Source organism: Pseudomonas sp. B12(2026) (assembly GCF_057767015.1).
Genome location: NZ_CM173430.1, coordinates 1,909,452 through 1,933,395, shown reverse-complemented (window position 1 = coordinate 1,933,395; position 23,944 = coordinate 1,909,452). Strand labels below are relative to the sequence as shown.

General features: G+C 65.0%; 20 protein-coding genes. 11 read left to right on the top strand and 9 right to left on the bottom strand.

The genetic code is table 11. The features are described from left to right. The first annotated feature begins 1 nt into the window (after position 1). Entirely contained in the window at positions 2–925 is a 924-nt protein-coding gene (locus AC3B6A_RS09095; RefSeq protein ID WP_488402158.1) for an MBL fold metallo-hydrolase, read from the top strand. A gap of 115 nt (positions 926–1,040) precedes the next feature. After that, positions 1,041–2,312 carry an OprD family porin gene (locus AC3B6A_RS09090; protein WP_488402156.1) on the top strand — a complete coding sequence of 424 codons (1,272 nt, stop codon included), beginning with the start codon at positions 1,041–1,043 and terminating at the stop codon, positions 2,310–2,312. Positions 2,313–2,372: 60 nt separating this feature from the next. Here AC3B6A_RS09090 and AC3B6A_RS09085 read toward each other — a convergent pair whose 3' ends face one another. Then, complete coding sequence (locus AC3B6A_RS09085; protein WP_488402154.1) at positions 2,373–3,581, bottom strand: ammonium transporter; 1,209 nt, start codon at positions 3,579–3,581, stop codon at positions 2,373–2,375. Between the two features lie 405 nt (positions 3,582–3,986). On the opposite strand from AC3B6A_RS09085, the gene AC3B6A_RS09080 reads away from it, so the two are divergent. The 5 genes from AC3B6A_RS09080 (at position 3,987) to AC3B6A_RS09060 (ending at position 7,647) form a co-directional block, all read left to right on the top strand. Further along, entirely contained in the window at positions 3,987–4,304 is a 318-nt protein-coding gene (locus AC3B6A_RS09080; protein WP_488402152.1) for an ElaB/YgaM/YqjD family protein, read from the top strand. A 3-nt stretch (positions 4,305–4,307) separates the two neighbouring features. Continuing rightward, entirely contained in the window at positions 4,308–4,691 is a 384-nt protein-coding gene (locus AC3B6A_RS09075; RefSeq protein ID WP_488402151.1) for a phage holin family protein, read from the top strand. Next, a complete protein-coding gene (locus AC3B6A_RS09070; RefSeq protein ID WP_488402149.1) occupies positions 4,688–5,008 on the top strand; it encodes a hypothetical protein in 321 nt (106 codons plus the stop codon). The genes AC3B6A_RS09075 and AC3B6A_RS09070 overlap by 4 nt, the downstream gene beginning before the upstream one ends. A gap of 70 nt (positions 5,009–5,078) precedes the next feature. Next, entirely contained in the window at positions 5,079–6,245 is a 1,167-nt protein-coding gene (locus AC3B6A_RS09065; RefSeq protein ID WP_488402147.1) for an EAL domain-containing protein, read from the top strand. A 70-nt stretch (positions 6,246–6,315) separates the two neighbouring features. After that, the gene (locus tag AC3B6A_RS09060) at positions 6,316–7,647 is read left to right on the top strand and encodes a deoxyguanosinetriphosphate triphosphohydrolase (protein ID WP_488402145.1); all 1,332 of its coding nucleotides are present in this window, start codon (positions 6,316–6,318) and stop codon (positions 7,645–7,647) included. Between the two features lie 3 nt (positions 7,648–7,650). Here the strand turns inward: AC3B6A_RS09060 and AC3B6A_RS09055 are convergent, their stop codons facing one another. The 3 genes from AC3B6A_RS09055 to AC3B6A_RS09045 form a co-directional block, all read right to left on the bottom strand. Next, entirely contained in the window at positions 7,651–11,193 is a 3,543-nt protein-coding gene (locus AC3B6A_RS09055; protein ID WP_488402143.1) for a transporter substrate-binding domain-containing protein, read from the bottom strand. Between the two features lie 107 nt (positions 11,194–11,300). After that, positions 11,301–11,927: a response regulator gene (locus AC3B6A_RS09050; RefSeq protein WP_488402141.1), complete on the bottom strand. Its 627-nt coding sequence runs from the start codon at positions 11,925–11,927 to the stop codon at positions 11,301–11,303. A 945-nt stretch (positions 11,928–12,872) separates the two neighbouring features. Further along, positions 12,873–13,220, bottom strand: coding sequence for a YggL 50S ribosome-binding family protein (locus AC3B6A_RS09045; RefSeq protein ID WP_488402140.1), 348 nt, complete (start codon positions 13,218–13,220; stop codon positions 12,873–12,875). Positions 13,221–13,478: 258 nt separating this feature from the next. On the opposite strand from AC3B6A_RS09045, the gene dacB reads away from it, so the two are divergent. After that, positions 13,479–14,924 carry a D-alanyl-D-alanine carboxypeptidase/D-alanyl-D-alanine endopeptidase gene (gene dacB / locus AC3B6A_RS09040; protein ID WP_488402138.1) on the top strand — a complete coding sequence of 482 codons (1,446 nt, stop codon included), beginning with the start codon at positions 13,479–13,481 and terminating at the stop codon, positions 14,922–14,924. Between the two features lie 31 nt (positions 14,925–14,955). Here the strand turns inward: dacB and AC3B6A_RS09035 are convergent, their stop codons facing one another. Further along, entirely contained in the window at positions 14,956–17,370 is a 2,415-nt protein-coding gene (locus tag AC3B6A_RS09035; RefSeq protein WP_488402136.1) for a sensor domain-containing diguanylate cyclase, read from the bottom strand. A gap of 115 nt (positions 17,371–17,485) precedes the next feature. Further along, complete coding sequence (gene rlmKL, locus AC3B6A_RS09030) at positions 17,486–19,669, bottom strand: bifunctional 23S rRNA (guanine(2069)-N(7))-methyltransferase RlmK/23S rRNA (guanine(2445)-N(2))-methyltransferase RlmL (protein ID WP_488402134.1); 2,184 nt, start codon at positions 19,667–19,669, stop codon at positions 17,486–17,488. A 484-nt stretch (positions 19,670–20,153) separates the two neighbouring features. Between rlmKL and batR the strand changes: the two genes are divergently transcribed. Beyond that, positions 20,154–20,372: an RMF-related biofilm architecture regulator BatR gene (batR, locus tag AC3B6A_RS09025; protein ID WP_081519407.1), complete on the top strand. Its 219-nt coding sequence runs from the start codon at positions 20,154–20,156 to the stop codon at positions 20,370–20,372. Between the two features lie 99 nt (positions 20,373–20,471). Here batR and AC3B6A_RS09020 read toward each other — a convergent pair whose 3' ends face one another. Together AC3B6A_RS09020 and AC3B6A_RS09015 are read right to left on the bottom strand one after the other, a co-directional pair. Continuing rightward, positions 20,472–21,497: a quinone-dependent dihydroorotate dehydrogenase gene (locus AC3B6A_RS09020; RefSeq protein WP_488402132.1), complete on the bottom strand. Its 1,026-nt coding sequence runs from the start codon at positions 21,495–21,497 to the stop codon at positions 20,472–20,474. Between the two features lie 53 nt (positions 21,498–21,550). Next, positions 21,551–21,772, bottom strand: coding sequence for a DUF2835 domain-containing protein (locus AC3B6A_RS09015; protein ID WP_488402130.1), 222 nt, complete (start codon positions 21,770–21,772; stop codon positions 21,551–21,553). Between the two features lie 149 nt (positions 21,773–21,921). Between AC3B6A_RS09015 and AC3B6A_RS09010 the strand changes: the two genes are divergently transcribed. Beyond that, entirely contained in the window at positions 21,922–22,803 is an 882-nt protein-coding gene (locus AC3B6A_RS09010; RefSeq protein ID WP_488402129.1) for a DUF6685 family protein, read from the top strand. A 106-nt stretch (positions 22,804–22,909) separates the two neighbouring features. On the opposite strand, the gene AC3B6A_RS09005 is transcribed toward AC3B6A_RS09010, so the two are convergent. Further along, entirely contained in the window at positions 22,910–23,440 is a 531-nt protein-coding gene (locus tag AC3B6A_RS09005) for a hypothetical protein (protein WP_488402127.1), read from the bottom strand. 198 nt (positions 23,441–23,638) lie between these two features. On the opposite strand from AC3B6A_RS09005, the gene AC3B6A_RS09000 reads away from it, so the two are divergent. Beyond that, positions 23,639–23,854, top strand: a complete 216-nt coding sequence (locus AC3B6A_RS09000; RefSeq protein ID WP_488402125.1) for a hypothetical protein — start codon at positions 23,639–23,641, stop codon at positions 23,852–23,854. Positions 23,855–23,944 lie beyond the last annotated feature (90 nt).

Here is a 23,944-nt window from a genome sequence, read left to right as displayed (position 1 = left end):
CATGCGCCTGTCTTCCCTGTTGCTGGCCGGGGCGCTTGCCTTCGCCTGCCTGAACGCCCCCGCCGCCGACCTGCGCTTCGCGCTGGTGCGCACCTCCGGCATCACCACCCTGGACGCCTTCACCGTCGCCGGCGGCGACTGGACTCGCCAGGTGCCGCTCAACCACACCGCCGTGCTGATCCAGCACCACGCCGCCACCCTGCTGTTCGACACTGGGCTGGGCAGCCAGGCGGACGCGCAGTTCAAGCAGGACATGCCCTGGTGGGACAAGCCGCTGTTCCGCTATGACGGCCTGAATCCGGTACGCGATCAGCTTCGAGGCAGCGACATCCGCATCGACCGCATCCTGCTGTCCCACGCGCACTGGGACCATGCCTCCGGGCTGTCGGACTTTCCCGACGTGCCGGTCTGGGCGCCCTATGAGGAGATCAACTACGCCCATATCGCGCAGCCGCCGGCGGTATTCCCCAGCCAGTTCCGCCATCCGGTGAAGTGGCGGCCCTTCCAGTTCGAGCCGACGCCCTTCATGGGCTTCGACGAGAGCCTCGACCTGTTCGGCGACGGCAGCCTGGTGCTGGTGCCGATGCGCGGCCACACACCCGGCGCGGTCGGCCTGTTCATCACCCTGGACGACGGCCGCCGCTTCCTCTTCAGCGGCGATACCACCTGGCGCCTGTCCGGCTTCAGCGGCCCGCACGAGAAGTTCTGGATCAGCCGCAAACTGGTGGACAACGACCGCGACCGCACCCTGGCCGAAGTAACGCGCGTGCGCCTGCTGATGCGCGCGCACCCGGAGCTGACCGTGGTTCCCGCCCATGACGCCCAGGTGCAGGACCGTCTCGGCTACTACCCCCGCTGGATCCAGGCGGCTCCCAAGCACGTACCGTCCGGCGCTTCAATAGCCAGCTCACTAATCAACGACTAAGGTCTAAGAGTCGTAAACATCCGGTAATGATTAAGTAGGTAGGCTGTAACAGTTCGTCATGCCGACCCCATCCGGCATCACCGACCTGACCCAAGCGCTCGAGGAGACAATAACAATGAGCAACCCGATCGCCCGTGCCGTGGCTTTGGCCGCACTGGGCACCAGCGTTACCACCATTCCGACCATTGCCCACGCTGACTTCATCAAGGACAGTAAAGCCAGCGTCGAGATGCGCAATTTCTACTTCAACCGCGACTTCCGTCAGGACAGTCCGACCCCGGCGCAAAACAAGGCCGAGGAATGGGCACAAGGCTTCATCCTCAAGTACGAATCCGGATTCACCGAAGGCACCATCGGCGTCGGCGTCGATGCCCTGGGCACCCTCGGCCTGAAACTCGACTCGTCGCCGGACCGCAGCGGTTCCGGTCTGCTGCAGCGCTCCAGTAGCGATAAACGCGCCGAAGACAGCTATGGCGACCTCGGCGTTACCGCCAAGCTACGCGCATCCAAGAGCACCCTGAAGGCCGGCACCCTGCTGCCGAAGCTGCCGGTGGTGCAGTACAACGATTCCCGCCTGCTGCCGCAGACCTTCAGTGGCGCCGCGCTGAACTCGATGGAAATCGATGGTCTGACCGTCGACGCCGGCCGCCTGTACCAGGTGAACCAGCGCGACTCCTCCGATTACGAGGACATGACCATCACCGGTGGCGGCAAGCGCAACATCGTGCTGGGCGATACCACCAAGACCAACGAGTTCCTGTTCGGCGGTCTGACCTACAAGTGGACCGACAGCCTCAGCACCAGCTACCACTACGGCGGCCTGGACAACATCTACAAGCAGCACTACCTGGGCCTGGTCCACGTGCTGCCGATCGCCGACAAGCAATCGCTGAAGTCCGATATCCGCTGGGCACGCTCCACCGATGACGGCGGCAGCAACATCGACAACAACGCGTTCAACGCCATGTTCACCTACGCGCTGGGCTACCACGCCTTCGGCCTGGGTTACCAGAAGATGAGCGGCGACACCGGCTTCGCCTACATCAACGGTACCGACCCCTACCTGGTGAACTACGTCCAGATCGGCGACTTCGCCATGAAGGACGAGAAATCCTGGCAAGCACGCTACGACTACAACTTCGCCGGCATCGGCATTCCCGGCCTGACCTTCATGACCCGCTATGTGAACGGCGACAACATCGACCTGATCACCAGCGACGGCGAAGGCAAGGAATGGGAACGCGACACCGATATCGCTTATGTCTTCCAGGACGGCCCGCTGAAAAACCTCGGCGTGAAGTGGCGCAATGCAACCATGCGCACCAACTACACCAACGATTATGACGAAAACCGTCTGATCGTCAGCTACACCATGCCGCTCTGGTAACCCCGGAAGCGCAAAGAAGAAAGCCCGGCACATGCCGGGCTTTCTTCTTTGTGGCGCCAGTTACTCCTGGTTGATCGCACCGATCTTGTGGATCGACAGGTCGGCACCGTAGTACTCCTGCTCCTGGGTCAGGCGGATGCCCACCAGGCGCCGGATCAGGCCGTAGACCAGCAGGCCGCCAACGAACGCCAGCGCCACCCCGGCCAGCGTCCCGAGCACCTGGCTGGACAGGCTCACGCCGCCGATGCCACCCAGCGCCGACTGACCGAAGATCCCACAGGCAATGCCGCCCCAGGCGCCACACAGGCCGTGCAGGGGCCAGACACCGAGGACGTCGTCGATCTTCCAGCGCACCTGGGTCGCGGTGAAGGCCCAGACGAACAGCGCCCCCGCCAGCATGCCGGTAACCAGCGCACCGATCGGGTGCATCAGGTCGGAACCGGCGCAGACCGCCACCAAGCCGGCCAGCGGGCCGTTATGCAGGAAGCCCGGGTCGTTGCGCCCCACCAGCAGCGCCGCCACGGTGCCACCGACCATCGCCAGCAGCGAGTTGACCGCCACCAGCCCGCTGGCGCCGGCCAGGGCCTGCGCGCTCATCACGTTGAAACCGAACCAGCCGACGATCAGCACCCAGGAGCCCGCCGCCAGGAACGGGATGCTCGACGGCGCAAAGGCCACCAGCCGCCCTTCGCGGTAGCGGCCATTGCGCCGCCCCAGCAGCAGCACCGCCGCCAGCGCCAGCCAGCCACCGAAGGCGTGCACCACCACGGAACCGGCGAAATCGTGGAAAGGCGCGCCGAATCCGGCCTTCAGCCAGTCCTGGAAGCCGAAGTTGGCGTTCCACACCAGTCCCTCGAAGAACGGATAGAGGAAGGCCACGATCAGCGCCGTGGCGCACAGCTGCGGGCCGAACCTCGCGCGCTCGGCGATGCCGCCGGAAATGATCGCGGGAATCGCCGCGGCGAAGGTCAGCAGGAAGAAGAACTTCACCAGGGCATAACCGTTCTCCGCCGCCAGGCTCGCGGCCGGGTGCAGGAAGTTCACGCCATAGGCGATCCAGTAACCGATGAAGAAGTAGGCCAGGGTCGAGATGGCGAAGTCCGAGAGAATCTTCGACAGCGCATTGACCTGGTTCTTCTGGCGCACCGTACCGACTTCGAGGAACGCGAAGCCGGCGTGCATGGCCAGGACCATGACCGCGCCCATCAGGATGAACAGCGTGTTGGAACCGTGGACGAGGGTCTCCACGGCGCTATTGAGGTTTTCCATCGATACAGGCAGCCCCGAGGGTCAAGGGAAAAGCACCAAAACAGCCCACAGCCACCGCAACACGCACCACCCTGACGCAGTGACGCACCCAGCGGAGGCCAACTGCTGCCCCGGATTCGCCCACAGGCGGTTTGGACAGCACGGCGGTTTTCTGTACTTCCTTTTGTTTTTCAGTGTGTTGAGCGGATTTTCCCGGTGTTTCACGGCACTGGGCGCGCCCCGCAACGGGGCAATCCGCTCTCCTTGCGCACCAGCGAAATGCAAGCGACATACCACCCGCCCGGAAAATCAGCGACTAGGCTTTACCACGCGCCATCGGCATCGTCGCCGGCGCAACTTATGAGAAACTTCCCCCAGTCCATGGGGCTCGAAAACTAGGAACCTCAACCAATCAAGGAGCAGCACATGCCTCGCAAGACCGCAGTGAACGCCGCCAGGGAAGAACTTCTGGCCGAATTCCAGGCACTCGTCAGCGATACCGAGAAACTCCTGCAGAGCTCGGCCGGCCTGGCTGGCGCCGAAGCCGACCAGATGCGCGAGCAGATCAACTCCAGCCTCAAGCGCGCCCGCGAAGCCATCTACTCCACCAAGGACACCCTGCGCGACCAGAGCAAGGCCGCGGTGGACGCCACCGAGGAGTACGTCAACGACCACCCCTGGCAAGCCGTGGGCATCGCCGCGGGCGTCGGCTTCCTGCTCGGCCTGCTGGTGAGCCGGCGCTGATCCATGAGCGACGGAATGGATGCCGACAAGGCCAACTCCCCTTCCCTGCGACGCCTGGGTGCGGCATTCCTGGGACTGCTGCACGGGCACGTCGAGCTGCTGGGCATCGAGTTGCAGGAGCAGAAGGCACGCACCGTGCAGATCCTGCTGCTGGCAGGTCTCGCTCTGGTGTTCGCGCTGCTCCTGCTGATCGGCCTGTCGACGCTGATCCTGCTGCTGTTCTGGGACAGCTATCGGCTGCAGGCGGCCATCGGCCTGTGCCTCTTCTATATCGCCGGCAGCGCCCTGTGCGCCTGGCGCCTGTACCAGCTGCTCAGCGACGAGAGCTCACCGTTCAGCGCGACGCTCGACGAACTGGCCCGTGACCGGGAGCGCCTGCTGCCATGAATGAATTGCCGGAGTCCGCACGCCACCTGTCGCGCAACGAGTTGCGCAAGGCCATCGTCCGGCTGCGTCTGGAAATGCAGCGCCAGCAGATCAAGCGCGAGGGCGACCTGTTGCTGCAACCCCTGAAGCAGGCCCGCCACCTGGGCCAGAGCCTGCGCGGCAGCACGCCGCTGTGGGCCGGCGCCGGCGGCGCGGCGGCGCTGGTTCTGCTGTTCGGCAGGCGCCGCTGGATTCGCCTGCTGCGTATCGGCATCACCCTTGCGCCACTCTTGCTGCAACTGTGCAAACCGCGGAGCGAGACACCACCGCCGCCCTGATTGGCCACATTCTTGCTACACACAGCTGCCAGCCACCCTGCCTGCTGGCACACCACAAAGGATGTGTTCCGTGATCGAAGGACAACCGACCGCCTGCTTCCAACCCTTCATCGACACCGCGACCGGCCTGGTCGCCGGGGTCGAGGCCCTGGGACGCCTGCGCCAGGACAATGGAGAACTGCTCTCGGTCGGGCCGCTGTTCTTCAACCCGCGGACGAACCTGACCGAACTGCGCCGGCTCGACCGGCAGATCCGCGATGCGGCCCTGGCACGGATCCACGAGGCACCACCGGGCTGGTTCCTCAGCCTGAACATCTCGCCACGCTGGATCGGCCGCCTGCGCCCTGACCAGCCGCTGCCCAGCCTCAAGCAATTGCAGCAGAATGGCGTACCGCCCGAGCGCGTAGTCTTCGAAATCACCGAACTGGGCGGCGGCGGCCCGCGCCTGCTGGACGTGGTGGCGCGCTACCGCGAAGCCGGCGCACGCATTGCCATCGACGACTTCGGCGCCGGCTACTCGCAGCTCGACCGCGTACTGACGCTGCAGCCGGACATCCTCAAGCTCGACATGCGCCTGTTCCAGGCGGCCGCCCGCGGCGGGCCCAGTGGCGACGTGGTCAAGGCCCTGGCACAGATGGCCGAGAAGACCGGCTGCTGGATCATCGCCGAAGGCGTGGAAACCGAGGAGGAAATGGACTTCGCCCTGGAGTGCGGCGCGCGCTACGTGCAGGGCTATCTGTTCGCCAAGCCGGCACTGGAATTCCCGGCCAGCGACGCCTTCCGCGAAGCCTTCGCCCAGCGCCGCGATCGCTATGTGAAACACAAGCTGCAGGAACGCGCCAGCCTCATCCAGCTGCGCCAGCAACTCGCCGAACTGATGGGCATGCTGCGCCCCTGGGCCGAAAGCGGCGCCATCCTCAGCAGCCTGCCGGCGGCGCCGGAGTCCTTCCCCCGCCTGCTGCGCATCTACCAGTGCGACCGCCACGGCACCCAGACCTCGCCGAACCTGGAGTGGAACGGCCTGTTCTGGAAGGAAGACCGGCGCTACATCGGCCACAACTGGTCCTGGCGCCCGTACTTCTACCAGTTGCTGGCCGAGGGCTGGGAAGAGCGCCGCCTGACGCTGTCCAACACCTACCGCGACGCCACCACCAACCAATACTGCATGACCGCGGGGCAGTTCATCGACCAGGGCCGGCGCCTTCTCCTGATCGACATCGACGCCGAGGGCCTGTAGCCCCGCGATTGAGATTGCCGGCGCGAACGGCTAGCGTTGCCGGTAACTCTCCAAGATTGCGGAACCCCGAATGGACTGGCACACCCTGCTCCCCCGAGAACGCCTCGGCAAACCGGTACACAGCAGCGCCGAACTCGGTCGCAGCGCCTTCCACAAGGACCACGACCGCATCATCTTTTCCGGCGCCTTCCGCCGCCTGGGCCGCAAGACCCAGGTGCACCCGGTATCGAGCAACGACCACATCCACACACGCCTGACCCACTCGCTGGAAGTCGGCTGCGTCGGCCGTTCGCTGGGCATGCGCGTCGGCGAAATCCTGCGCGACCGCCTGCCGGAATGGTGCGATCCGGCCGACATGGGGGTGATCGTGCAATCCGCCTGCCTGGCCCATGACATCGGCAACCCGCCTTTCGGGCACTCCGGCGAGGACGCCATCCGTCACTGGTTCCAGCAGGCCGCCGGACGTGGCTGGCTGGACAACATGCATGAGGAGGAACGCTCCGACTTCCTCCACTTCGAAGGCAATGCCCAGGGCTTCCGCGTCCTGACCCAGTTGGAATACCACCAGTTCGACGGCGGCACGCGCCTGACCTACGCGACCCTCGGCACCTACCTGAAATACCCCTGGACCGCCCGCCACGCAGACTCCCTGGGCTACAAGAAGCACAAGTTCGGCTGCTACCGCAGCGAGCTGCCGCTGCTTGAGCAGATCACCCAGAAACTGGGCATGCCCCAACTGGAGAACGAGCGCTGGGCCCGCCACCCGCTGGTCTACCTGATGGAGGCGGCGGACGACATCTGCTACGGCCTGATCGATCTGGAGGACGGCCTGGAAATGGAGCTGCTCGACTACGCCGAAGTCGAAGCGCTGCTCCTCGACCTGGTCGACGACGATCTCCCGGAAACCTACCGCCAGCTGGGCCCCAATGACTCCCGCCGGCGCAAGCTGGCGATCCTCCGCGGCAAGGCCATCGAGCACCTGACCAATGCCGCGGCACGCGCCTTCGTCGAGCAGGAGCCAGCGCTGCTGGCGGGGCAACTGGGTGGAGACCTGGTGGAGCACATGCATGGGCCGGCCAAGCGCTGTGTGCAAAGGGCCAAGGCCATGGCGCGGGAAAAGATCTTCCAGGACAAGCGCAAGACGCTGCATGAAATCGGCGCCTACACCACGCTGGAAATCCTGCTCAACTCCTTCTGCGGCGCGGCCCTGGAGCAGCACGGCGGGCGAACTCCGTCGTTCAAGCACCGGCGCATCCTCGACCTGCTCGGGCATAACGCACCGGACCCGGACTGGCCGCTGTATCGCTCCTTCCTGCGGGTCATCGACTTCATCGCCGGCATGACGGACAGCTACGCCACGGAACTGGCCCGGGAGATGACGGGGCGCTCCAGCCCGAGCTGAGCCTCAGGCCACCCGTCCGGACTTGGCCAACTGCTCGCTGAGCCCCCGCTGCAGGTCGGCCATCGCCAAGACGACGGCCAGCGCCTTCACGCGGATTTCCGCTGCTCCCTGGTGATCCTGGCAGGCGGCCTCAAGTTCGGCACAGCCGTCCTGCAGGGCTCGCGCATTGGCCAGGCGGGCGGCGCCTTTCATGCGATGCGCCAGTTCCTCCACACCTTTCCAGTCCTGCGCTTCCAGCAAAGGCCCCAGCCGCCGGATATCGGCATCGTTGCTGTGGTACAGCTCTTCGAGCAGCCGCCGGATCAGCACGGGGTCGCTCGCCGTCATGTCTTCCAGCAACTGGATATCGATACCTTGCCCTTCGCCATGCGCTGTATCGGCCACGATGCAGCGCACGGATTCCAGGCGCCGACGCAGATTCTCCAGGCCGATGGGCTTGAACAGGCAGTCGTTCATGCCGGCGAGGCGACAGTTTTCCACTTCGTCCGGCTGGGCATTGGCGGTGAAGCCGAATATCACACAGGGCTCCACGTCCATTTCCGCTTCCAGCTCGCGAATACGGCGTGCCAGTTCATACCCGCTGAGCACCGGCATGTTGCAATCGGTAATCACCAGGTCGAAATCACCGGGGTGCCAGATCTGCAACGCCTGCGCGCCGTCGCACGCTACCTCCACGCGGTGCCCGAGGTGTTCGAGCTGCTGGGTCAGCAGCAGCCGGTTGGCTGCATGGTCATCGACCACCAGCCCCCGGAGCGACCGGTCACGGGCCAGGAGCTCCGTCCTGGGTACGGTCTTCTCCTCGGGCAACGGCTCCAGCACTTCCAGCAGCAGGCTCACGCTGACCCGCGTGCCCTGCCCTGGCTGGCTTTCCAGCCGGACACTCCCGCCCATCATCTCAGCCAGCTTGCGGCAGATGATGAGCCCCAGCCCCGTGCCGCCGCTGGATGCCGGAGTGGAGACTTGACTGAACGGTTCGAATAGCAGGGCCTGATCGTCGGCGGATATCCCGATGCCACTGTCTTCAACCGCGACATCCAGAGCCATGCGGCCCTCCGCGAGCCGCTCCCCGTATACCTGAATCCGTACCCGGCCCGTATCGGTGAACTTGATGGCATTGCTGACCAGGTTCGACAGTATCTGCTTGAAACGCAGCGGGTCGATCAGGACATCGCAGGCGGCATCGGACTCCAGCTCCACCTTGAGCTCCAGCCCCTTCTGCCGCGCCAGGCCATCGAACACCCGTGCGATGGACTCGACCAGCTCGCGCAAGCGGGCCCGCTCCGGCATCAGGGTCAGACGTCCCGACTCGATCTTGGCGACATCGAGGATATCGCCAATCAGCGTCAGCAGAGACTTGGCCGAGTCATAGGCAACCGCGACCGGCTCACGCTCCCAATACCCCTGATCGGCGCGGGTCAGGGCCAGTTCGAGCATGCCGATCACCGCATTCATCGGCGTACGGATTTCATGGCTCATGGTGGCCAGGAAGGCACTCTTGGCGCGGTTGGCTTCTTCGGCGAGATCCTTGGCAGTCTGCAGTTGATGATGCAGACGTTCACGTTCAGTGACGTCGACCCAGCCACACACCAGCCCCAATACCTCATTGTTCGCGCCCCGATATGGCGTCGCCCAGTGATACACCTCCATCCTGCTCCCACACAGCTGGAGAGTCAGGTCCGACGCCAAGGCCCGCCCCTGCGCCATGGCCCGAAGGTACTCATCATGCAGCGCCTGGGCATCGGCGGCGGGCAACCAGTCGCAATCGATGAGGCGACTACCTTGGGCGACCTCGCCAGTCATGCCCGTGACGTCGAGGAAGCTGCGATTGCAGTTGAGCAGCCTGCCCTCCCTGTCCCGCACCGCGACGGGTTGGGGAATTCCATCGATCATCACGCTCTTGAATTCGAGCCGGTGGCTGAGCGCCATCTCCGACAATTGGCGGCGACGCACCTTCAGCTGCAATCGCCAGTTCCACAGCAGTACCGCGCAGAGCAATGCCACAGCGCCCCAGACCAGTTGCAGTATCTGCGCCCGATAACCATCCCAGATGCTGTCGGGGTCCTCGGCACTCGCCGACCAGCGACCGATGATGCTGGCCATGTCATGCGGGGAAATCGCCAGTATCGCCTTGTTCAGGATGCTCAGGAGTTCCGGATCGGTCCGCGCCACGGCAATCGAGAACTGGCCGGGCTCCCGGTCCAGGGAAGCGGCCACACGCAGGTCCCGGTAGTAGCGTGAAATCAGGTAACTCGCCGAAGTCGACAGATGGATACCGGCGTCCACCTTGCCCTCGATGATCATCGGCAGGTCATCGACGTTATTTTCCACTGGCACGAGCTGCATCTCCGGATGCTGCTCGCGCAGGTCGTTCTCCAGGACAGACCCCTTGGGCACGGCCACGCGTCGACCACGAAGATCGGCCAGCGAATGGAACCAGCCGGCGTTCTTCGCCACCACGACCACGAAGGATTCCGTCATGTAGGGGCGAGTGAACGTCAGCCATCCCTCCCGCTCCACGGTCGGGGTCAGCGCCGCGATGGCCTTCACCTTGCCATTCCTGGCATCCGCCAGCATCGCGGCAACGCTCGGCGCGGGCTGCACATCGAAGCTGAGCCCCGTCCGCGCGTGAATGAGCTCCAGCAGGTCCGCCGCGATACCCCGGAAGTTCCGCTGCGAATCGAAGAAGGATATCGGTGCCAGTGCGCGATCGACCACCAGCCGCGGGTGAGGGTTGCGCTCCAGCCAGCGCTGCTCCTGGGGCGTGAGGATCAGGCGCTGGTTGGCGATGGCATAGGCCCCGCCCGGACTCCAGCGCCGCTGGATGGCACTGTCGAGCTGCTGCGGAATGGCTGCCAGCGCATGATCGAGCACTGTCAGCAAGGTATCGTTGGAGCTTCTGATGGCGAAACTGAAGCCCGTGCCGTTGAAGCCGACGAAGTTGAGCGGTTTCAGGTTGCCGAGGTATCCCTGGCTGATCAGGTACTGCGCACTGAACGCATCGCCCACATACAGGTCCACCTGCCCGAATGCCACGGCCTCGAGCGCTTGCCGAACGGACTGGAAGGAGATGAGCGTCGCCCTGGGAAAGTACCCGGTGATTTCCTCGCTGGAGAAATAGCCGCCGACCACCGAAATCCGCTTGCCGACCAACTGTTCCCCACTGTCCAGGCGCATCCCCGGGGGACCGACGACGACTGGCTGATTGGCGAAGTAGGGTTGGGAAAGAGTGATCCCGGGAGAGCTCGACTCATAGCGGGTCGCGCGACTCAACAGGTCGATCTCACCGTTCTGGAGCGCCTCGATGGCGGAGTGCCTGTCGGCATACCGACGCACTTCGACGCGGACATTGAGCGCCTCGGCGACCTCCCCCATGTAATCGGCGGTGACCCCCTCCAGATCCGTACCGCTGGCGGTGATGTCGAAAGGCGCGTAGTCCGGCGCGGCCACGCCCAGCACGAGGGTGCGCTTGCTTCGCAGCCATTGCCAGTCCACCTCGTCCAACTGGACCTTGACCGGTATGTCCGACGACCGCGCCAGCAGCTTCATGGGAGACCAGACGAGGGACTCCGCCCCCGGAGCCCCCTGGCAGCCCACCAGCAATATTGCGCCAAGCACAATGCGAAGGTGCGCGTACCAACTGGACATCACGCACCTCAAACCAAGGCGTTACGCTTGGCGAACTCGATCAGATCGACCAGGGAACGGGCGTTCAGCTTCAACAACAGTCGAGCCTTGTAGGTGCTGACCGTCTTGTTGCTGATGAACATCTGCTCGGAGATCTCCTTGTTCGAGAAGCCGTTCGCCAGGTACTGGAGCACCGCCATCTCGCGATCGGAAAGGCGCTGGATGAGTTCCTGGTCATCCATCTGCCCGCCGTTCCTGCGCGCCTGCCGGACGGCCGCGCTGGGGAAATAGTTGTATCCCGCCACCACCGCGCTGACCGCGCTGTTCAACTCGGCCAGCCCACCTTGCTTGCAAACGAACCCCGAGGCTCCGGCCTGCATGCAGCGCAGCGCGAACAGGGAGGCGCTCTGCCCGGTCAGGACCAGGATCTTCAGCGGAAGATCGAACGCGGTGATCCGGGTGATGACCTCCAGGCCATCCAGGCGTGGGATTCCGATATCCAGAACGACCAGGCCCGGAACCAGGTCCTTGACCATGGACAGCGCATCCACGCCGTTGTCCGTCTCCCCCACGACGACGTGGCCTTCCTTTTCCAGCAACAGACGCATGGCCATACGAATGACCGGATGATCATCAACAATAAGTACCTTGCTCACGGAGTCCCCCGAAAGTTCCATTTTTCCTTCCTTGGTAAGATAACTTTCAAGCCTGTCCTGTCGAGACGAAATCGCCTCGATACTCGGCAAAAAGGAACATTCTCGCGTAACATCGGATATATCTTACAAATCACATAGAAATTCCATTTTGTGTTCTCAAAAGAGCACACTTCCAGGCTCCCGCATCTGATTTCTTAATAAGAATCTTCTGATATCAGGTAGAAGAAAAACCCAAGTCGAGTCCTGAACGGATCCAGCCTCGTGGCTCCTGTAAACCCTGCGACAAGTCCGCCAAAAGAAGAAAGCCTGATCAGGGCCGGGCCACCGGTCATCAAAGTCTGACCAGAACTGCGCCGGACCACGCTGCGTCCGGCCAACTTGCACAGACCTCAAATACCAGGTGAGGCAGGAAGGCCGGTCCGCACATCGGCGCCGGCAGAACAGAGCGTTGGTTATGAATGCCCGAATGAGCCGCCAACGGTTTTATATGCCCCGTATATTTCCATCGAGGCCATTCAGCAGGATTTTACAAACCAGAGTTTCGCACAGGCGCAGATAGATTCAGCCACGGTCCGGCGTGCGATTACGAGGCACCGACATGTGGAGACCCTGCCAAACCTGAAGCACTTTCCCCACAAATTTACCAAGCTGCAAAAGAGTCACAACATGTAACTCCAATCAGGCAAGGCAACTCTGAAAGTATCACTCGCCTGCATTGCAAAAATCTAACCCGCCAGTTCGGCCGATGACCTTGTCATCGCCGATGAAATAGCCGGCCTGTAATTCTCCGACACATCGAAAACAGGATCGGAGCCAGCACGGGCGAACCAGACCATGCGCCCACCACCCGCCTGGAGAACCTGGCCCCTCTTCTGACCCGCTCGACAACCGGTACAGCCTGGATGCACCGCCGCCATCAGCAGCGAGCGCATCCCACGCACGCCATCACTCTGCCCTGGCGTTGACGGGCTGGTCCGGGTACCACGCATCCATCAACGGCCCCGCCGTGAAACCAGCCAGTTCAGGCTGCTGCCTGAGCCAGCCATCGACCGCGGTACGTTGCTCTTCGCTGACCGAGCCACGGTGAGCCAGGCAGATGAAGCCGTATTCGTCACAGCCGCCATACACCATGTCGTTGGGCTCCACCGCGTCGGATGCGAAACGCTGCATGAAGGCGGCGATCGCTGCCGCATCCAGGCCGTCCCGGTACTGGAAGCTCAATTCGAATCCCAATTCCTGAAACTCATCGACACACAACTTCTTGCGCAAACGACGGGAGCGATTGCTGGCCATCTGACGATCTCCTGCAGGTAAGGCAACTCATCCGGAGGATTCCAGCCGTCCGGCTCGATCCGGACAGGCCACTCGCCACTCTAACAGCTCCACCAGGCATCCCGTGACAACCGGCACCCGTTGTTCAGCGCAACGCGCGCCGGCTTGCGGCATAATGGCGGCAGCTCCGGGGGAACAAGGAGCTTTCATTCGTATTGTTGCGTTTCATCTTTTCATTTTTTCAAGTCAATGCCCGACCACTGGGATATCGCCCTTCCTATGTTCAAATCGCTGCGTGTTCTCGCTTTCGCCACATTGCTACCTTTCACCCTGCCGGCACTGGCCCAGATCAACACCACCCTGCCCGACCGCGTCGAAAAGGCCCTCAAGGCCAGCAAGCTGACCAACGATGCCCTGTCGCTGGTGATGATTCCCCTCGACGGCCCCGGCAACCCGACCTATTTCAACGCCGATGTCTCGGTGAACCCGGCCTCGACCATGAAGCTGTTCACCACTTACGCCGCCCTGGAAATGCTCGGCCCGACCTACCAGTGGCAGACCGAGTTCTACACCGACGGCCAGCTCAAGGATGGCGTGCTCAACGGCAACCTCTACCTCAAGGGCGGCGGCGATCCCAAGCTGAACATGGAGAAGCTCTGGCTGCTGATGCGCGACCTGCGCGCCAACGGCGTGAACAAGGTCACCGGTGACCTGGTGCTGGACCGCAGCTACTTCAACGTCCCGCAGCTGCCGGTGTTCAACGACGACGGCGGCGACGACAACAAGCCCTTCCTGGTCGGCCCCGATGCCCTGATGGTCAACCTCAAGAGCGTGCGTCTGGTAATACGTTCCGAAGGCGGGAAGGCGACCGTGATGATGGACCCGCCGCTGGCCAACGTACGCATCGACAACCAGGTCCAGGTCAGCAAGGCGGCGCCCTGCCCGGCCTGGCCGAAACTGCGCTTCAGCCCCGTCACCCAGTACGATGGCACCTCGCTGGTGGCGACCGGACAGATTCCCCTGGGCTGCAGCGCGCAGACCTACATGTCGCTGCTCGACCATCCGGGCTACAGCGCCGGCGCCGTGCGCGGCATCTGGCAGGAACTGGGCGGCTCCATCCTCGGCAAGGACCGCGAAGGCAGCGTGCCGAAGAGCGCCACCCTCGTCGCCCGCGCCAACTCGCCGGACGTGGTGGAAGTCATCCGCGACATCAACAAGTTCAGCAACAACACCATGGCGCGCCAGCTGTTCCTCTCCCTCGGCGCGCATTTCCGCAACAGCGCCGACGCCGATGACGCCCAGGCCGCACAACGGGTGGTTCGCCAATGGCTGGCCCGCAAGGGCATCACCGCCACGCACCTGGTGATGGAGAACGGCTCCGGCCTGTCCCGCGACGAGCGCGTCAGCGCCCGCGAGATGGCCGCCATGCTGCAAGCCGCGTGGCACAGCCCCTACGCCGCCGAGTACATCTCCTCGCTGCCGATCGTGGCGAAGGACGGCACCATGCGCAAACGCCTGCGCAGCACCCCGATGGCCGGCGAGGCGCACGTCAAGACCGGCACCCTGAACACGGTGCGCGCCCTGGCGGGCTTCAGCCGCGACGCCAACGGGCACAGCTGGGTAGTGGTGGCGATCCTCAACAGCAACCGGCCGTGGGGCGCTTCATCGATCCTCGACCAGGTACTGCTGGACCTCTACAGCAGCACCAAGCGCACGGGCGGCTGATACGCAAGGGCCCCGGCCAATGCCGGGGCCCTCATTCGTCATCGCGCGCCAGGCGGTCCCGCCCCAGCCGCTTCGCCCGGTAGACCGCCCGGTCCACCTTGCGCATCAGATCATCGGCCGTTTCGCCGGCACGCCAACCGGCGACCCCGAAGCTGGCGGTCACCACGCCGATCCCCTCCACGGGCTGGCTGCGCAACGCCTGCCACAGCGCTTCGGCCAGTTGCTCGGCCTGCGCCACCGAACTGCCCGGACACAGCACCACCAGCTCCTCTCCGCCCAGCCGGCAGAACACATCCACCTTGCGCAGACGCTGGGAGACCCTCTGGCACAGCGTCACCAGCACGGTATCGCCGGACTCATGGCCGAAGCGATCGTTGATGTTCTTGAAATGGTCGACATCGAACATCACCAGCGACAACGGCTCGCCGCTGCGTGAACAGCGCGCCATGCTCAGCTCCAGCTGCTCCTTGAAGTAGCGCCGGTTGTGCACGCCCGTCAGCGCGTCGGTCACCGAGAGCCGCAGCAACTCCAGCTCCGCCTCCTTGCGCCGGGTGATGTCGGTGGCGATGCCCAGGTAACCGGTCATCACCCCCGCCGCCCCTCGCACCCCGGTGATGATCAGGTTGACCTTCAACTGCCGGCCATCCCGGCGGATGCAGGTCCACTCGTGCTCCTCGTGCCCTTCGCCGACCAGCGCGCCGACCACCTCGAAGCCGCGGATCTCACGCCCCAGCGCAACCGACAGATCATGCGCCCGGCGGCGAATCTCCTCCTTGACGAAGATGTTCTCCGGCACCGGCCGGCCGAGGACCTCCCGCGCGCTGTAGCCGAACATGCGCTCGGCGCCGACGTTGAAGCTGCGCACGAAACCGCGCAGGTCGGTGGACACAATGGCCACCTGGGTCGCCGCATCGAGCAGCCCGTGCAGGCGGTTGTTGACCTCGCCCAGTTCCAGCTCCACCGCCTTGCGCGAGCTGATGTCGGTCTGCGTACCGATCATGCGCCGTGGCGAACCGTCGCCGTCGCGCTCCACCACCTGGCCGCGATCGAGCACCCACAGCCAACGGCCGTTCTTGCAGCGCAGGCGATGCTCGCTCTGGTACAGCGGCGTCTCGCCGCGCAGGTGGCGCTGCAACGCCTCGCTGCGCGCCGCCTGATCGTCCGGATGGATCCGCCGCGCGCACTCGTCGGGGCTGGAGCCGATCTGCGTCTCGCCGAAGCCCAGCATGGTCTTCCAGGCGTGGGAGTAGAACACCTTGCCCAGGTCGAGATTCCAGTCCCACACGCCGTGGCCGGCGCTGTCCATGGCGAAGTGCAGGCGCGCCTGGTTCTCCTGCAGCTCCAGCTGGTTGGCGCGCAGTTCGGCGGTGCGCTCCTCCACCAGTTGCAGCGCCCGCTGGCGCTGCCCCAGCAGCGCCAGCACGTAGCCGGCCAGCAGCAGCGAGGTCAGCAGCCCGCCCAGCAGCACCCAGAGCTGCGGATGCCCTTCGTTGCGTTGCAGAAAATCACGGGAAGGCTCGATACGGACGAGATAGTCCCGCCCGGCGAAATCCAGATGCCACTCCGCCACCAGGCCGGAATCCTGCGCGGCCGCCACCACGCTGCGGTACATCGGCAGGTCCGCGCGCTCCTCGGTGCCATCGCGCAGTGTCAGCGCCAGTTGCGCCAGGCTGGCGGCATCCATGCCCTGCTCGATCAGCAGGCGGTAGCTGATCGCCGCAACGAGAATGCCTTGCAGGCCGCCGGGGTCCTCCTCGGTGGAACCGGCCGTCACGCCGCCCCGGTAGAACGGCGTCGCCAGCAGGGCGCCGGCCGCGTTCTCCGCGGGCGCGGCAGGCAGGATCACCGGCATCGACGCCGCCAGCTGCCGTCCGGCCAGAACCCGCCGGATCAGCTCGCGCCCCGGCACGGTGGAGTTCAGATCGAGTCCGAGCGGTAGCTCCTCCAGATACTCGGAGGCCCCATAGAGGACGGGAAAGTAGCGTTCGCGGACCTGCGCGGGAACCGGGTTGCCCTGCGGGTCGAGTTCATGGATCAGGTAGTCGAGCATCCCCGTGGCCCGGACCTGCTCCTCGAACGCCGCACGCGCACCGTGCTCGACCCGCGGCAGCCAGGCATAGCCCAGGGTATCCCCCAGCAAGGGGCCGACGAAGCGCTCGAACTCCTCGCGCGATACCTCGTTGGAATTCTCGAAGAAGCGCTGGATGGACTCCAGCTCGCTGCGCTGCTGCGCCAGCCGCTCGCGCACGCGATCGGCCCGCTCGTTGGCCGCCAGGGCGAACTGCTGTTCCAGCGCCATGCGCGCGTTGCGCCAGACATTCCAGCCCAGCAACCCAGTCAGCAACACCCCCGCGGCCAGCACCAGGCCCGCCGCGCGCAACGCCTTCTTTTGCCGGGCGAGTCCCTGAGCAGCGGGCAATTGCTCACAGGCCGGCAATTGAGTCATGGGGACTCCCGCGTTCAGGGCTGCGGAAAGGGTTCCCAGTTCTTATAGCAGATGGTGGCAGATTGCCCGGAGGCCAGTCGACGCACGGCCTCCGCGGACTGTGCGCCAGTTGGCATCAGCGCACAGCGATGCGCCAGGCCCGGTGGATCTTGCCGTTGCGGGCGAAATCCTGGTCCAGCGTCTGGGCGCTGATTTCCTCGACCTGATAGCGCGCCGCCACCCCCTCGTCCAGTTCGAACTTGCGGAAGTTGTTGGAGAAATACAGCACCCCGCCCCTGGCCAGGCGCGCCATGGCCAGGTCGATCAGCTCGACATGGTCGCGCTGCACATCGAACACGCCTTCCATGCGCTTGGAGTTGGAGAAGGTCGGCGGATCGATGAAGATCAGCTCATATTCGCCGCGATCTTCCCGCAGCCACTCCATCACGTCGCTCTGCACCAGGCGCTGCTTGTCGGAGAAGCCGTTCAGCGACAGGTTGCGCCGCGCCCAGTCCAGGTAGGTCTTGGACAGGTCGACGCTGGTGGTGCTGCGCGCACCGCCCTTCGCCGCGTGCACGGTGGCGGTGGCGGTGTAGCAGAACAGGTTGAGGAAGCGCTTGCCCTGGACCTCGCGCTGGATGCGCAGGCGCATCGGGCGGTGGTCGAGGAACAGGCCGGTATCCAGGTAGTCGGTCAGGTTGACCAGCAGCTTGACGCCGCCCTCCTCCACTTCCATGAAGCGGCCTTCGGCGTTCTGCCGCTCGTACTGCTTCTTGCCGGCCTGGCGCTCGCGGCGCTTGATGACGATGCGCTCGGTGGGAATGCCCAGCGCCTGCGGCAGCGCCGCCAGCGCATCGAGCAGACGGGCCTGGGCCTTGGCCGGGTCGATCGACTTGGGCGCGGCGTATTCCTGCACGTGGGCCCAGTCGCGGTACAGGTCCACCGCCAGGGCGTACTCGGGCATGTCGGCGTCATACAGGCGGTAGCACTCGATCTTTTCCTTGCGCGCCCACTTGCCCAGTTGCTTGAGGTTCTTCTGCAGGCGGTTGGCGAACATCTGCCCGCCTTCGCTCAGGCGCGCCGGCTCGATCACCGCGGCGCCCTGGGCCGGGGTGGATTCGCTGCGCTCACCGCGCTCGCCGGTGACGAACTGGCGCGGCTCCACATCCAGCATGATCAGCTTGCACGGCAGCGCACCGTTCCAGAACGCGTACTGCTTGTGGCTGCGGATGCCCATGCGCTTGCCCAGCTCCGGCGCGCCGGTGAAGACCCCGGCGCTCCAGCCCAGGCAGCTCTGGCGCAGGCGTTCGCCCAGGTGCTGGTAGAGGTAGAGCAGGCTGGCTTCATCGCCCAGGCGCTCGCCATAGGGCGGGTTGCAGATGATCAGGCCTTTCTGGCCCTTGTCCGGGCGCGGTTCGAAGGTCGCCAGTTCGCCCTGGTAGATCTTCACCCACTCGGCCAGGCCGGCGCGCTCGATGTTGTTGCGCGCGGGCTGGATCAGGCGCGGGTCGGCCTCGTAGCCGCGAATCCACAGCGGGGTCTTCGCAAGACCGATCTCGGCGCGGTGCTGGGCTTCCTCGGTCAGCTTCTTCCAGATCGCCGGCACGTGGCCCAGCCAGTTGCTGAAGCCCCAGCGCTCGCGCTTGAGGTTCGGCGCCACGTCGGCGGCCATCAGGCCGGCCTCGATGAGGAAGGTGCCGACGCCGCACATGGGGTCGGACAACGCGCCGCCTTCAGCGGCGATCTTCGGCCAGCCGGCGCGGATCAGCACGGCGGCGGCGAGGTTTTCCTTCAGCGGCGCGGCGCCCTGCTGCAGGCGGTAGCCACGCTGGTGCAGGCTGTGCCCGGAGAGGTCCAGCGACAGCACCGCCTGGCCGCGGTCCAGGTGCAGGTGCACGCGGATGTCCGGGTTGACCTTGTCCACCGTCGGCCGCTTGCCGAACTCGGCGCGCAGGTTGTCGACGATGGCGTCCTTCACCTTCAGCGCGCCGAAATGGGTGTTGTCGATGCCCGAGCCCTTGCCGCTGAACTCCACGGCGAGGCTGCCGCCGGCGTCCACGTGGTCGCTCCAGGGCACGGCGCGCACGCCCATGTACAGCTCTTCGGCGTTGTTCACCGGGAAACGCGACAGCACCAGCAACACCCGATTCGCCAGGCGCGACCACAGGCACAGGCGATAGGCCGTCTCCAGGTCGCCCTGCCCGCGCACCGCCGACACCTGCGCGCGCGCATCCGCCAGGCCCAACGCCTGGGCTTCGTCCAGCAACAGGCCATCGAGCCCCTTGGGGCAGGTCAGGAAAAGTTCGTAGTGTTCCGCCATGTCAATCTTCCCGGGCCGCAGCCCTGTCTTTTTTAATGAGGCTCCGCCAGGGAGCCTCGTCGGCCATCCGCGCGGTGGATTCCCGCGAACAGCAATGGATATTCATTTTCCGGGACGCTGGTTCAACCTGTCTGCGGCCCCGGGTCGCAGGTTACCGGCCCGCTCGTCGGAATGAGAGAAAGTCGCAAATAGACACACTTTCCCCTTGACCTTCCACAACCCCGCGCCCCTAGGGGGCTATGCCATGGTGGCAGTTCTGAACCGGGCAAAACCTTATGGCTCGATTCCATAAGAGTTAAGTCTTTATGACAAATTGGTTGTTCACAGCCCCAGGGGCATTGGTTAGAACTCAGCTTAACCCGTCACCGCAATGGTGACGGCGGGGCGCGTCACGCCGGCAATGCGCCCCATTGGCGGACGATCCGCCGGGCCTCCCAGGGGGGGCCAACGGGACATAACAGTCAACAAGTGAGGGCAATACCCTATGAGAAGACTTAAGCGTGATCCGTTGGAAAGAGCCTTTTTGCGCGGTTATCAGCACGGCATTACTGGAAAATCTCGCGACCTCTGTCCGTTTACCCATCCCACCACTCGGCAATCCTGGCTCAATGGCTGGCGTGAGGGCCGTGGCGACAACTGGGATGGTTTGACCGGCGCCGCCGGTATTCAACGAGTGAACCAATTGCAGCACGCAACAGGCTGAATCCAGGGTCACCCCCGACTTCCCCAAGCCGCCCCATCCGGGCGGAAAAGGGCGCAAGCCCAAGGGCTCCGAAAGGAGCCCTACTTATTTCTGCAGTCCTCAGCCCCGCTGAGCCGCCGCGATGGCGTCCACCGCCTCGCGGATCAGCGCCGGCCCCTTGTAGATGAAGCCCGAATAGATCTGCACCAGGCTGGCCCCGGCGGCGATCTTCTCCGCCGCATGGATGCCCTCGGTGATGCCACCGGCGGCGATGATCGGCAGCCGCCCGCCCAGCTCGCCCGCCAGCACCTTGACGATGTGGGTGCTCTTCTCGCGCACCGGCGCACCGGACAGCCCGCCCGCCTCGTTGCCGAACGGCAGGTGCTCGACGCCCTCGCGGCCCAGCGTGGTGTTGGTGGCGATCACCGCATCCATGCCCGCCTCCACCAACGCGCTGGCGACCAGCGCAGTTTCCTCGTCGCTCATGTCCGGGGCGATCTTGATCGCCAGCGGCACGCGGCGGCCGTGCTGCACGGCCAGGTCCTCCTGGCGCTGGCGCAGGGCCTCGAGCAGTTGCTTGAGCGAATCGCCGAACTGCAGGCTGCGCAGGCCGGGGGTGTTGGGCGAGCTGACGTTGACCGTCACATAGCTGGCGTGGGCGTAGACCTTGTCCAGGCAGATCAGGTAGTCATCCACCGCGCGCTCCACCGGCGTATCGAAGTTCTTGCCGATGTTGATGCCCAGCACGCCCTTGTATTTCGCCGCCTTGACCCGCTCGACCAGGTGATCGACGCCGTGGTTGTTGAAGCCCATGCGGTTGATGATCGCGGTGGCCTGCGGCAGGCGGAAGATGCGCGGCTTGGGGTTGCCCGGCTGCGGACGCGGGGTGACGGTGCCGATCTCGACGAAACCGAAGCCCAGCTGCGCGAAGCCGTCGATGGCGTCGCCGTTCTTGTCCAGGCCGGCCGCCAGCCCCACCGGGTTGGCGAACTCCAGCCCCATCACCGTCACCGGCAGGCTCGCCGGCGCCTTGGTGAGCAGGCCATTGAGGCCCAGGCGGCCGCCGGCGCCGATCAGGTCGATGGACAATTCGTGGGAGGTTTCCGGGGATAGCTTGAACAGGAGCTCGCGGGCCAGGCTGTACATGGTCGGGCATCGGTCGGCAAAATGGGGCGCTATTATAGCCGGCAGCGCCCCGCTCAGGCGAGGCGACGCAGCGCCAGCAGCCGTCCCGAATCGTCGAACTCCAGTTCGAAGCTGCCCCGCACGCCCGAGTGCGAGATGAAGGGGCGCAGAGGGTGGACCGGCAGGTTGATCCGGCGGCCATCGCGGCTGACCACCAATACCCGATTGGCATCCCCGCGATAGACGGCCTGCAGCCGGTCAGCCGGCAGACAGATGTCCAACACCACACAAGCCATGGAGGCCTCCCCCGAGTGAAGGGAAGAATTTTGCCACACTGCATGCGCCAAACGGCGCCAGGGTTTTCTATGCTTAGGGCAATTCGCCGCGCATCCGCTCCGGCGCTTCCTGCACTGACCATCCGGCGACCGGGAGTCTTGTGTCGAACATGAGCCAGCCCCCTCGCCACCGCAGCATGACCAGCCGCCTGGCCGCCCTCGCCCAGCGCCTGGGCCTTGGCGGTGCCGATGCGCACAATGTCGCGCAGCGCAGCCGCGCCCTGTCCCTGCCGTTCGAAGCCCTCGACGCCCGCGCCGGCGGCATCGGCTGGCAATCCGGCGCGCCGCTCCACCGCCTGATCGATCTGCCGCGCGGCGCGCTGTCCGGCCCGGTGCAGGAGGACAAGGCGCGCATCCACGCGGTACTCAAGCGCCTGGTCGACAGCCGCCGCGAGGAACACCCGTCCCTCGACCTGCGCACACTCGACGGCCTGTGCCACCGGGCGCTGCAGGACAGCCCCCTGGCAACCCTGGAAGAGCTGGCGCAGAGCGACAACTGCCGCAAGGTGCGGATCATCAGCTACAACGACTTCGCCAAGGTGCTCGGCCGGGCGCTGCCGGGCTTCGAGCGCGATGCCGCCCTGCAGTTGCGGCGCGCCAGCTGGCATGGCGAACGGCTGTTCTGGGACGACGACAACCACGCCTGCGAAATGGCCTGCGCCGTGGTCTATGCGCGGCGGCGCGGGCTGGAGATCACCCTGCCGGCGGTCATTGAGTGCTTCGAGCTGCGCTCGGCGGCGCTGGATGAGCTGGAGCGCGACTTCCACATGCTGGCGATGCCGACGCGGGCCTGGAGCGACCCGGCGTTCATGGACCTGCTGCTGGATACCGCGATGCCCTACGCGCGCTTCGGCCTGTTCAACACCGAAACCCCGGAAAGCCTGCTGCTGCCCAAGGACCATCCGCAGTCGGACGCCTTCGGCCTGGGCCTGCGGGAAGCCGGCGCTCCGGACGTCATCGACTACCTGCGGCGCGCCGGCAAGCCGGACTGAAGCCGGCGGGCGACGTTCTGTACCCGCCGGCATACCCGGCGTTCACCTTCCACTTTTATTACCGCTGGCTGCCGACCCGCATCGGCAGCCTTCGTCCGTCACACGATCATTCCTCAGCGGCTTCCTGCGCGGCCTCCAGCGCCGGCGCGGCGGGGATGCCGATCTCCACGCAGAGCGCCATGGCGCGCTCCAGGTCGTTGCGGTAGACCAGCACGCACTGCAGCGCGTCATCCAGCGGCTCGCTGAAGTCCACCAGCACATAGCCGCCCTTCTCCGGGTAGAGCGCGCACAGCTGGGTCTGGATGCGGTTCAGCGCGGCGAGCGGCTCGGCCTTGCGCAGCTGCTTGGCCTGCAGGACGAAGTTGACGCTCGGGTCGAAGGAGGCGCGAATCTCCCCGAACAGCTCTTCGTAGCTGTCGCCCTGGAACAGCACGATTTCCGGCAGGCTGCCCACCACCACCCATTCCCCCAGGGGAATCGGGAAGCTGTCGTCGTAGTTGATTTCCGGGTTGGCCGCGTGGAAGGCCTGCGGATCGGCGTAGGCCTGGGCGGCCTCGTCGGCGATCTGGCCGATCTCCTCCTCGCCCAGGCAGCCCGAGCTGATCAGTGTGAGGAGTTCGACGAGTTGCGCTTTCATGGGGAAATCCTGAGAAGAGATGAACAGCCGCGAAGGATATCCGCAATCGGCGAAAAACGCCGCAGGCGGGGAACCTTCCGGCAGCGCCACGGGTCGGAAGCCGCCATGACGATACCCACTATCGAACGGGATGATTTCTGCTCGATCCGCGCGATTGATAGCCTGACGTCCATTCCGCCACCTCCACGGGTAAAACCGATGAACCGTGCCCTTGCCCTACTGACCCTGAGCATCCCGCTGTGGCTGGCGGGCTGCAGCAGCCAGCCCGCAGCCCAGCCGCAGCCCTACAGCGACGACGAGGTGAAGTCCTTCGCGCTGAAGATCCTGGGTGCCAGCGACATGTCCGACGATCTCTACGCCAAGTACCGCCGCGCGCTGACCGAGCCGCGAGAGGATGGGCACAGCGGAAGCTGAATGCTCTGGCGTACGCCCGTGACGCCGCGGTAACAGCCTTTCCCTTCCCGATTTTTCCCCACCCCACGCGATACTTTTCGCAGGACCTTG

What these genes read in the sequence shown, in the direction of transcription:
- AC3B6A_RS09075 (WP_488402151.1), top strand. Translation starts at nt 4,308, where the DNA reads ATGAGCGACGGAATGGATGCCGACAAGGCCAACTCCCCTTCCCTGCGA.
- AC3B6A_RS09070 (WP_488402149.1), top strand. Translation starts at nt 4,688, where the DNA reads ATGAATGAATTGCCGGAGTCCGCACGCCACCTGTCGCGCAACGAGTTG.
- AC3B6A_RS09000 (WP_488402125.1), top strand. Translation starts at nt 23,639, where the DNA reads ATGAACCGTGCCCTTGCCCTACTGACCCTGAGCATCCCGCTGTGGCTG.
- rlmKL (WP_488402134.1), bottom strand. Translation starts at nt 19,669, where the DNA reads ATGGCGGAACACTACGAACTTTTCCTGACCTGCCCCAAGGGGCTCGAT.
- AC3B6A_RS09055 (WP_488402143.1), bottom strand. Translation starts at nt 11,193, where the DNA reads ATGAAGCTGCTGGCGCGGTCGTCGGACATACCGGTCAAGGTCCAGTTG.
- AC3B6A_RS09015 (WP_488402130.1), bottom strand. Translation starts at nt 21,772, where the DNA reads ATGGCTTGTGTGGTGTTGGACATCTGTCTGCCGGCTGACCGGCTGCAG.
- AC3B6A_RS09020 (WP_488402132.1), bottom strand. Translation starts at nt 21,497, where the DNA reads ATGTACAGCCTGGCCCGCGAGCTCCTGTTCAAGCTATCCCCGGAAACC.
- AC3B6A_RS09010 (WP_488402129.1), top strand. Translation starts at nt 21,922, where the DNA reads ATGAGCCAGCCCCCTCGCCACCGCAGCATGACCAGCCGCCTGGCCGCC.
- AC3B6A_RS09085 (WP_488402154.1), bottom strand. Translation starts at nt 3,581, where the DNA reads ATGGAAAACCTCAATAGCGCCGTGGAGACCCTCGTCCACGGTTCCAAC.
- AC3B6A_RS09090 (WP_488402156.1), top strand. Translation starts at nt 1,041, where the DNA reads ATGAGCAACCCGATCGCCCGTGCCGTGGCTTTGGCCGCACTGGGCACC.
- AC3B6A_RS09005 (WP_488402127.1), bottom strand. Translation starts at nt 23,440, where the DNA reads ATGAAAGCGCAACTCGTCGAACTCCTCACACTGATCAGCTCGGGCTGC.
- AC3B6A_RS09060 (WP_488402145.1), top strand. Translation starts at nt 6,316, where the DNA reads ATGGACTGGCACACCCTGCTCCCCCGAGAACGCCTCGGCAAACCGGTA.
- AC3B6A_RS09095 (WP_488402158.1), top strand. Translation starts at nt 2, where the DNA reads ATGCGCCTGTCTTCCCTGTTGCTGGCCGGGGCGCTTGCCTTCGCCTGC.
- AC3B6A_RS09045 (WP_488402140.1), bottom strand. Translation starts at nt 13,220, where the DNA reads ATGGCCAGCAATCGCTCCCGTCGTTTGCGCAAGAAGTTGTGTGTCGAT.
- dacB (WP_488402138.1), top strand. Translation starts at nt 13,479, where the DNA reads ATGTTCAAATCGCTGCGTGTTCTCGCTTTCGCCACATTGCTACCTTTC.
- AC3B6A_RS09080 (WP_488402152.1), top strand. Translation starts at nt 3,987, where the DNA reads ATGCCTCGCAAGACCGCAGTGAACGCCGCCAGGGAAGAACTTCTGGCC.
- batR (WP_081519407.1), top strand. Translation starts at nt 20,154, where the DNA reads ATGAGAAGACTTAAGCGTGATCCGTTGGAAAGAGCCTTTTTGCGCGGT.
- AC3B6A_RS09035 (WP_488402136.1), bottom strand. Translation starts at nt 17,370, where the DNA reads ATGACTCAATTGCCGGCCTGTGAGCAATTGCCCGCTGCTCAGGGACTC.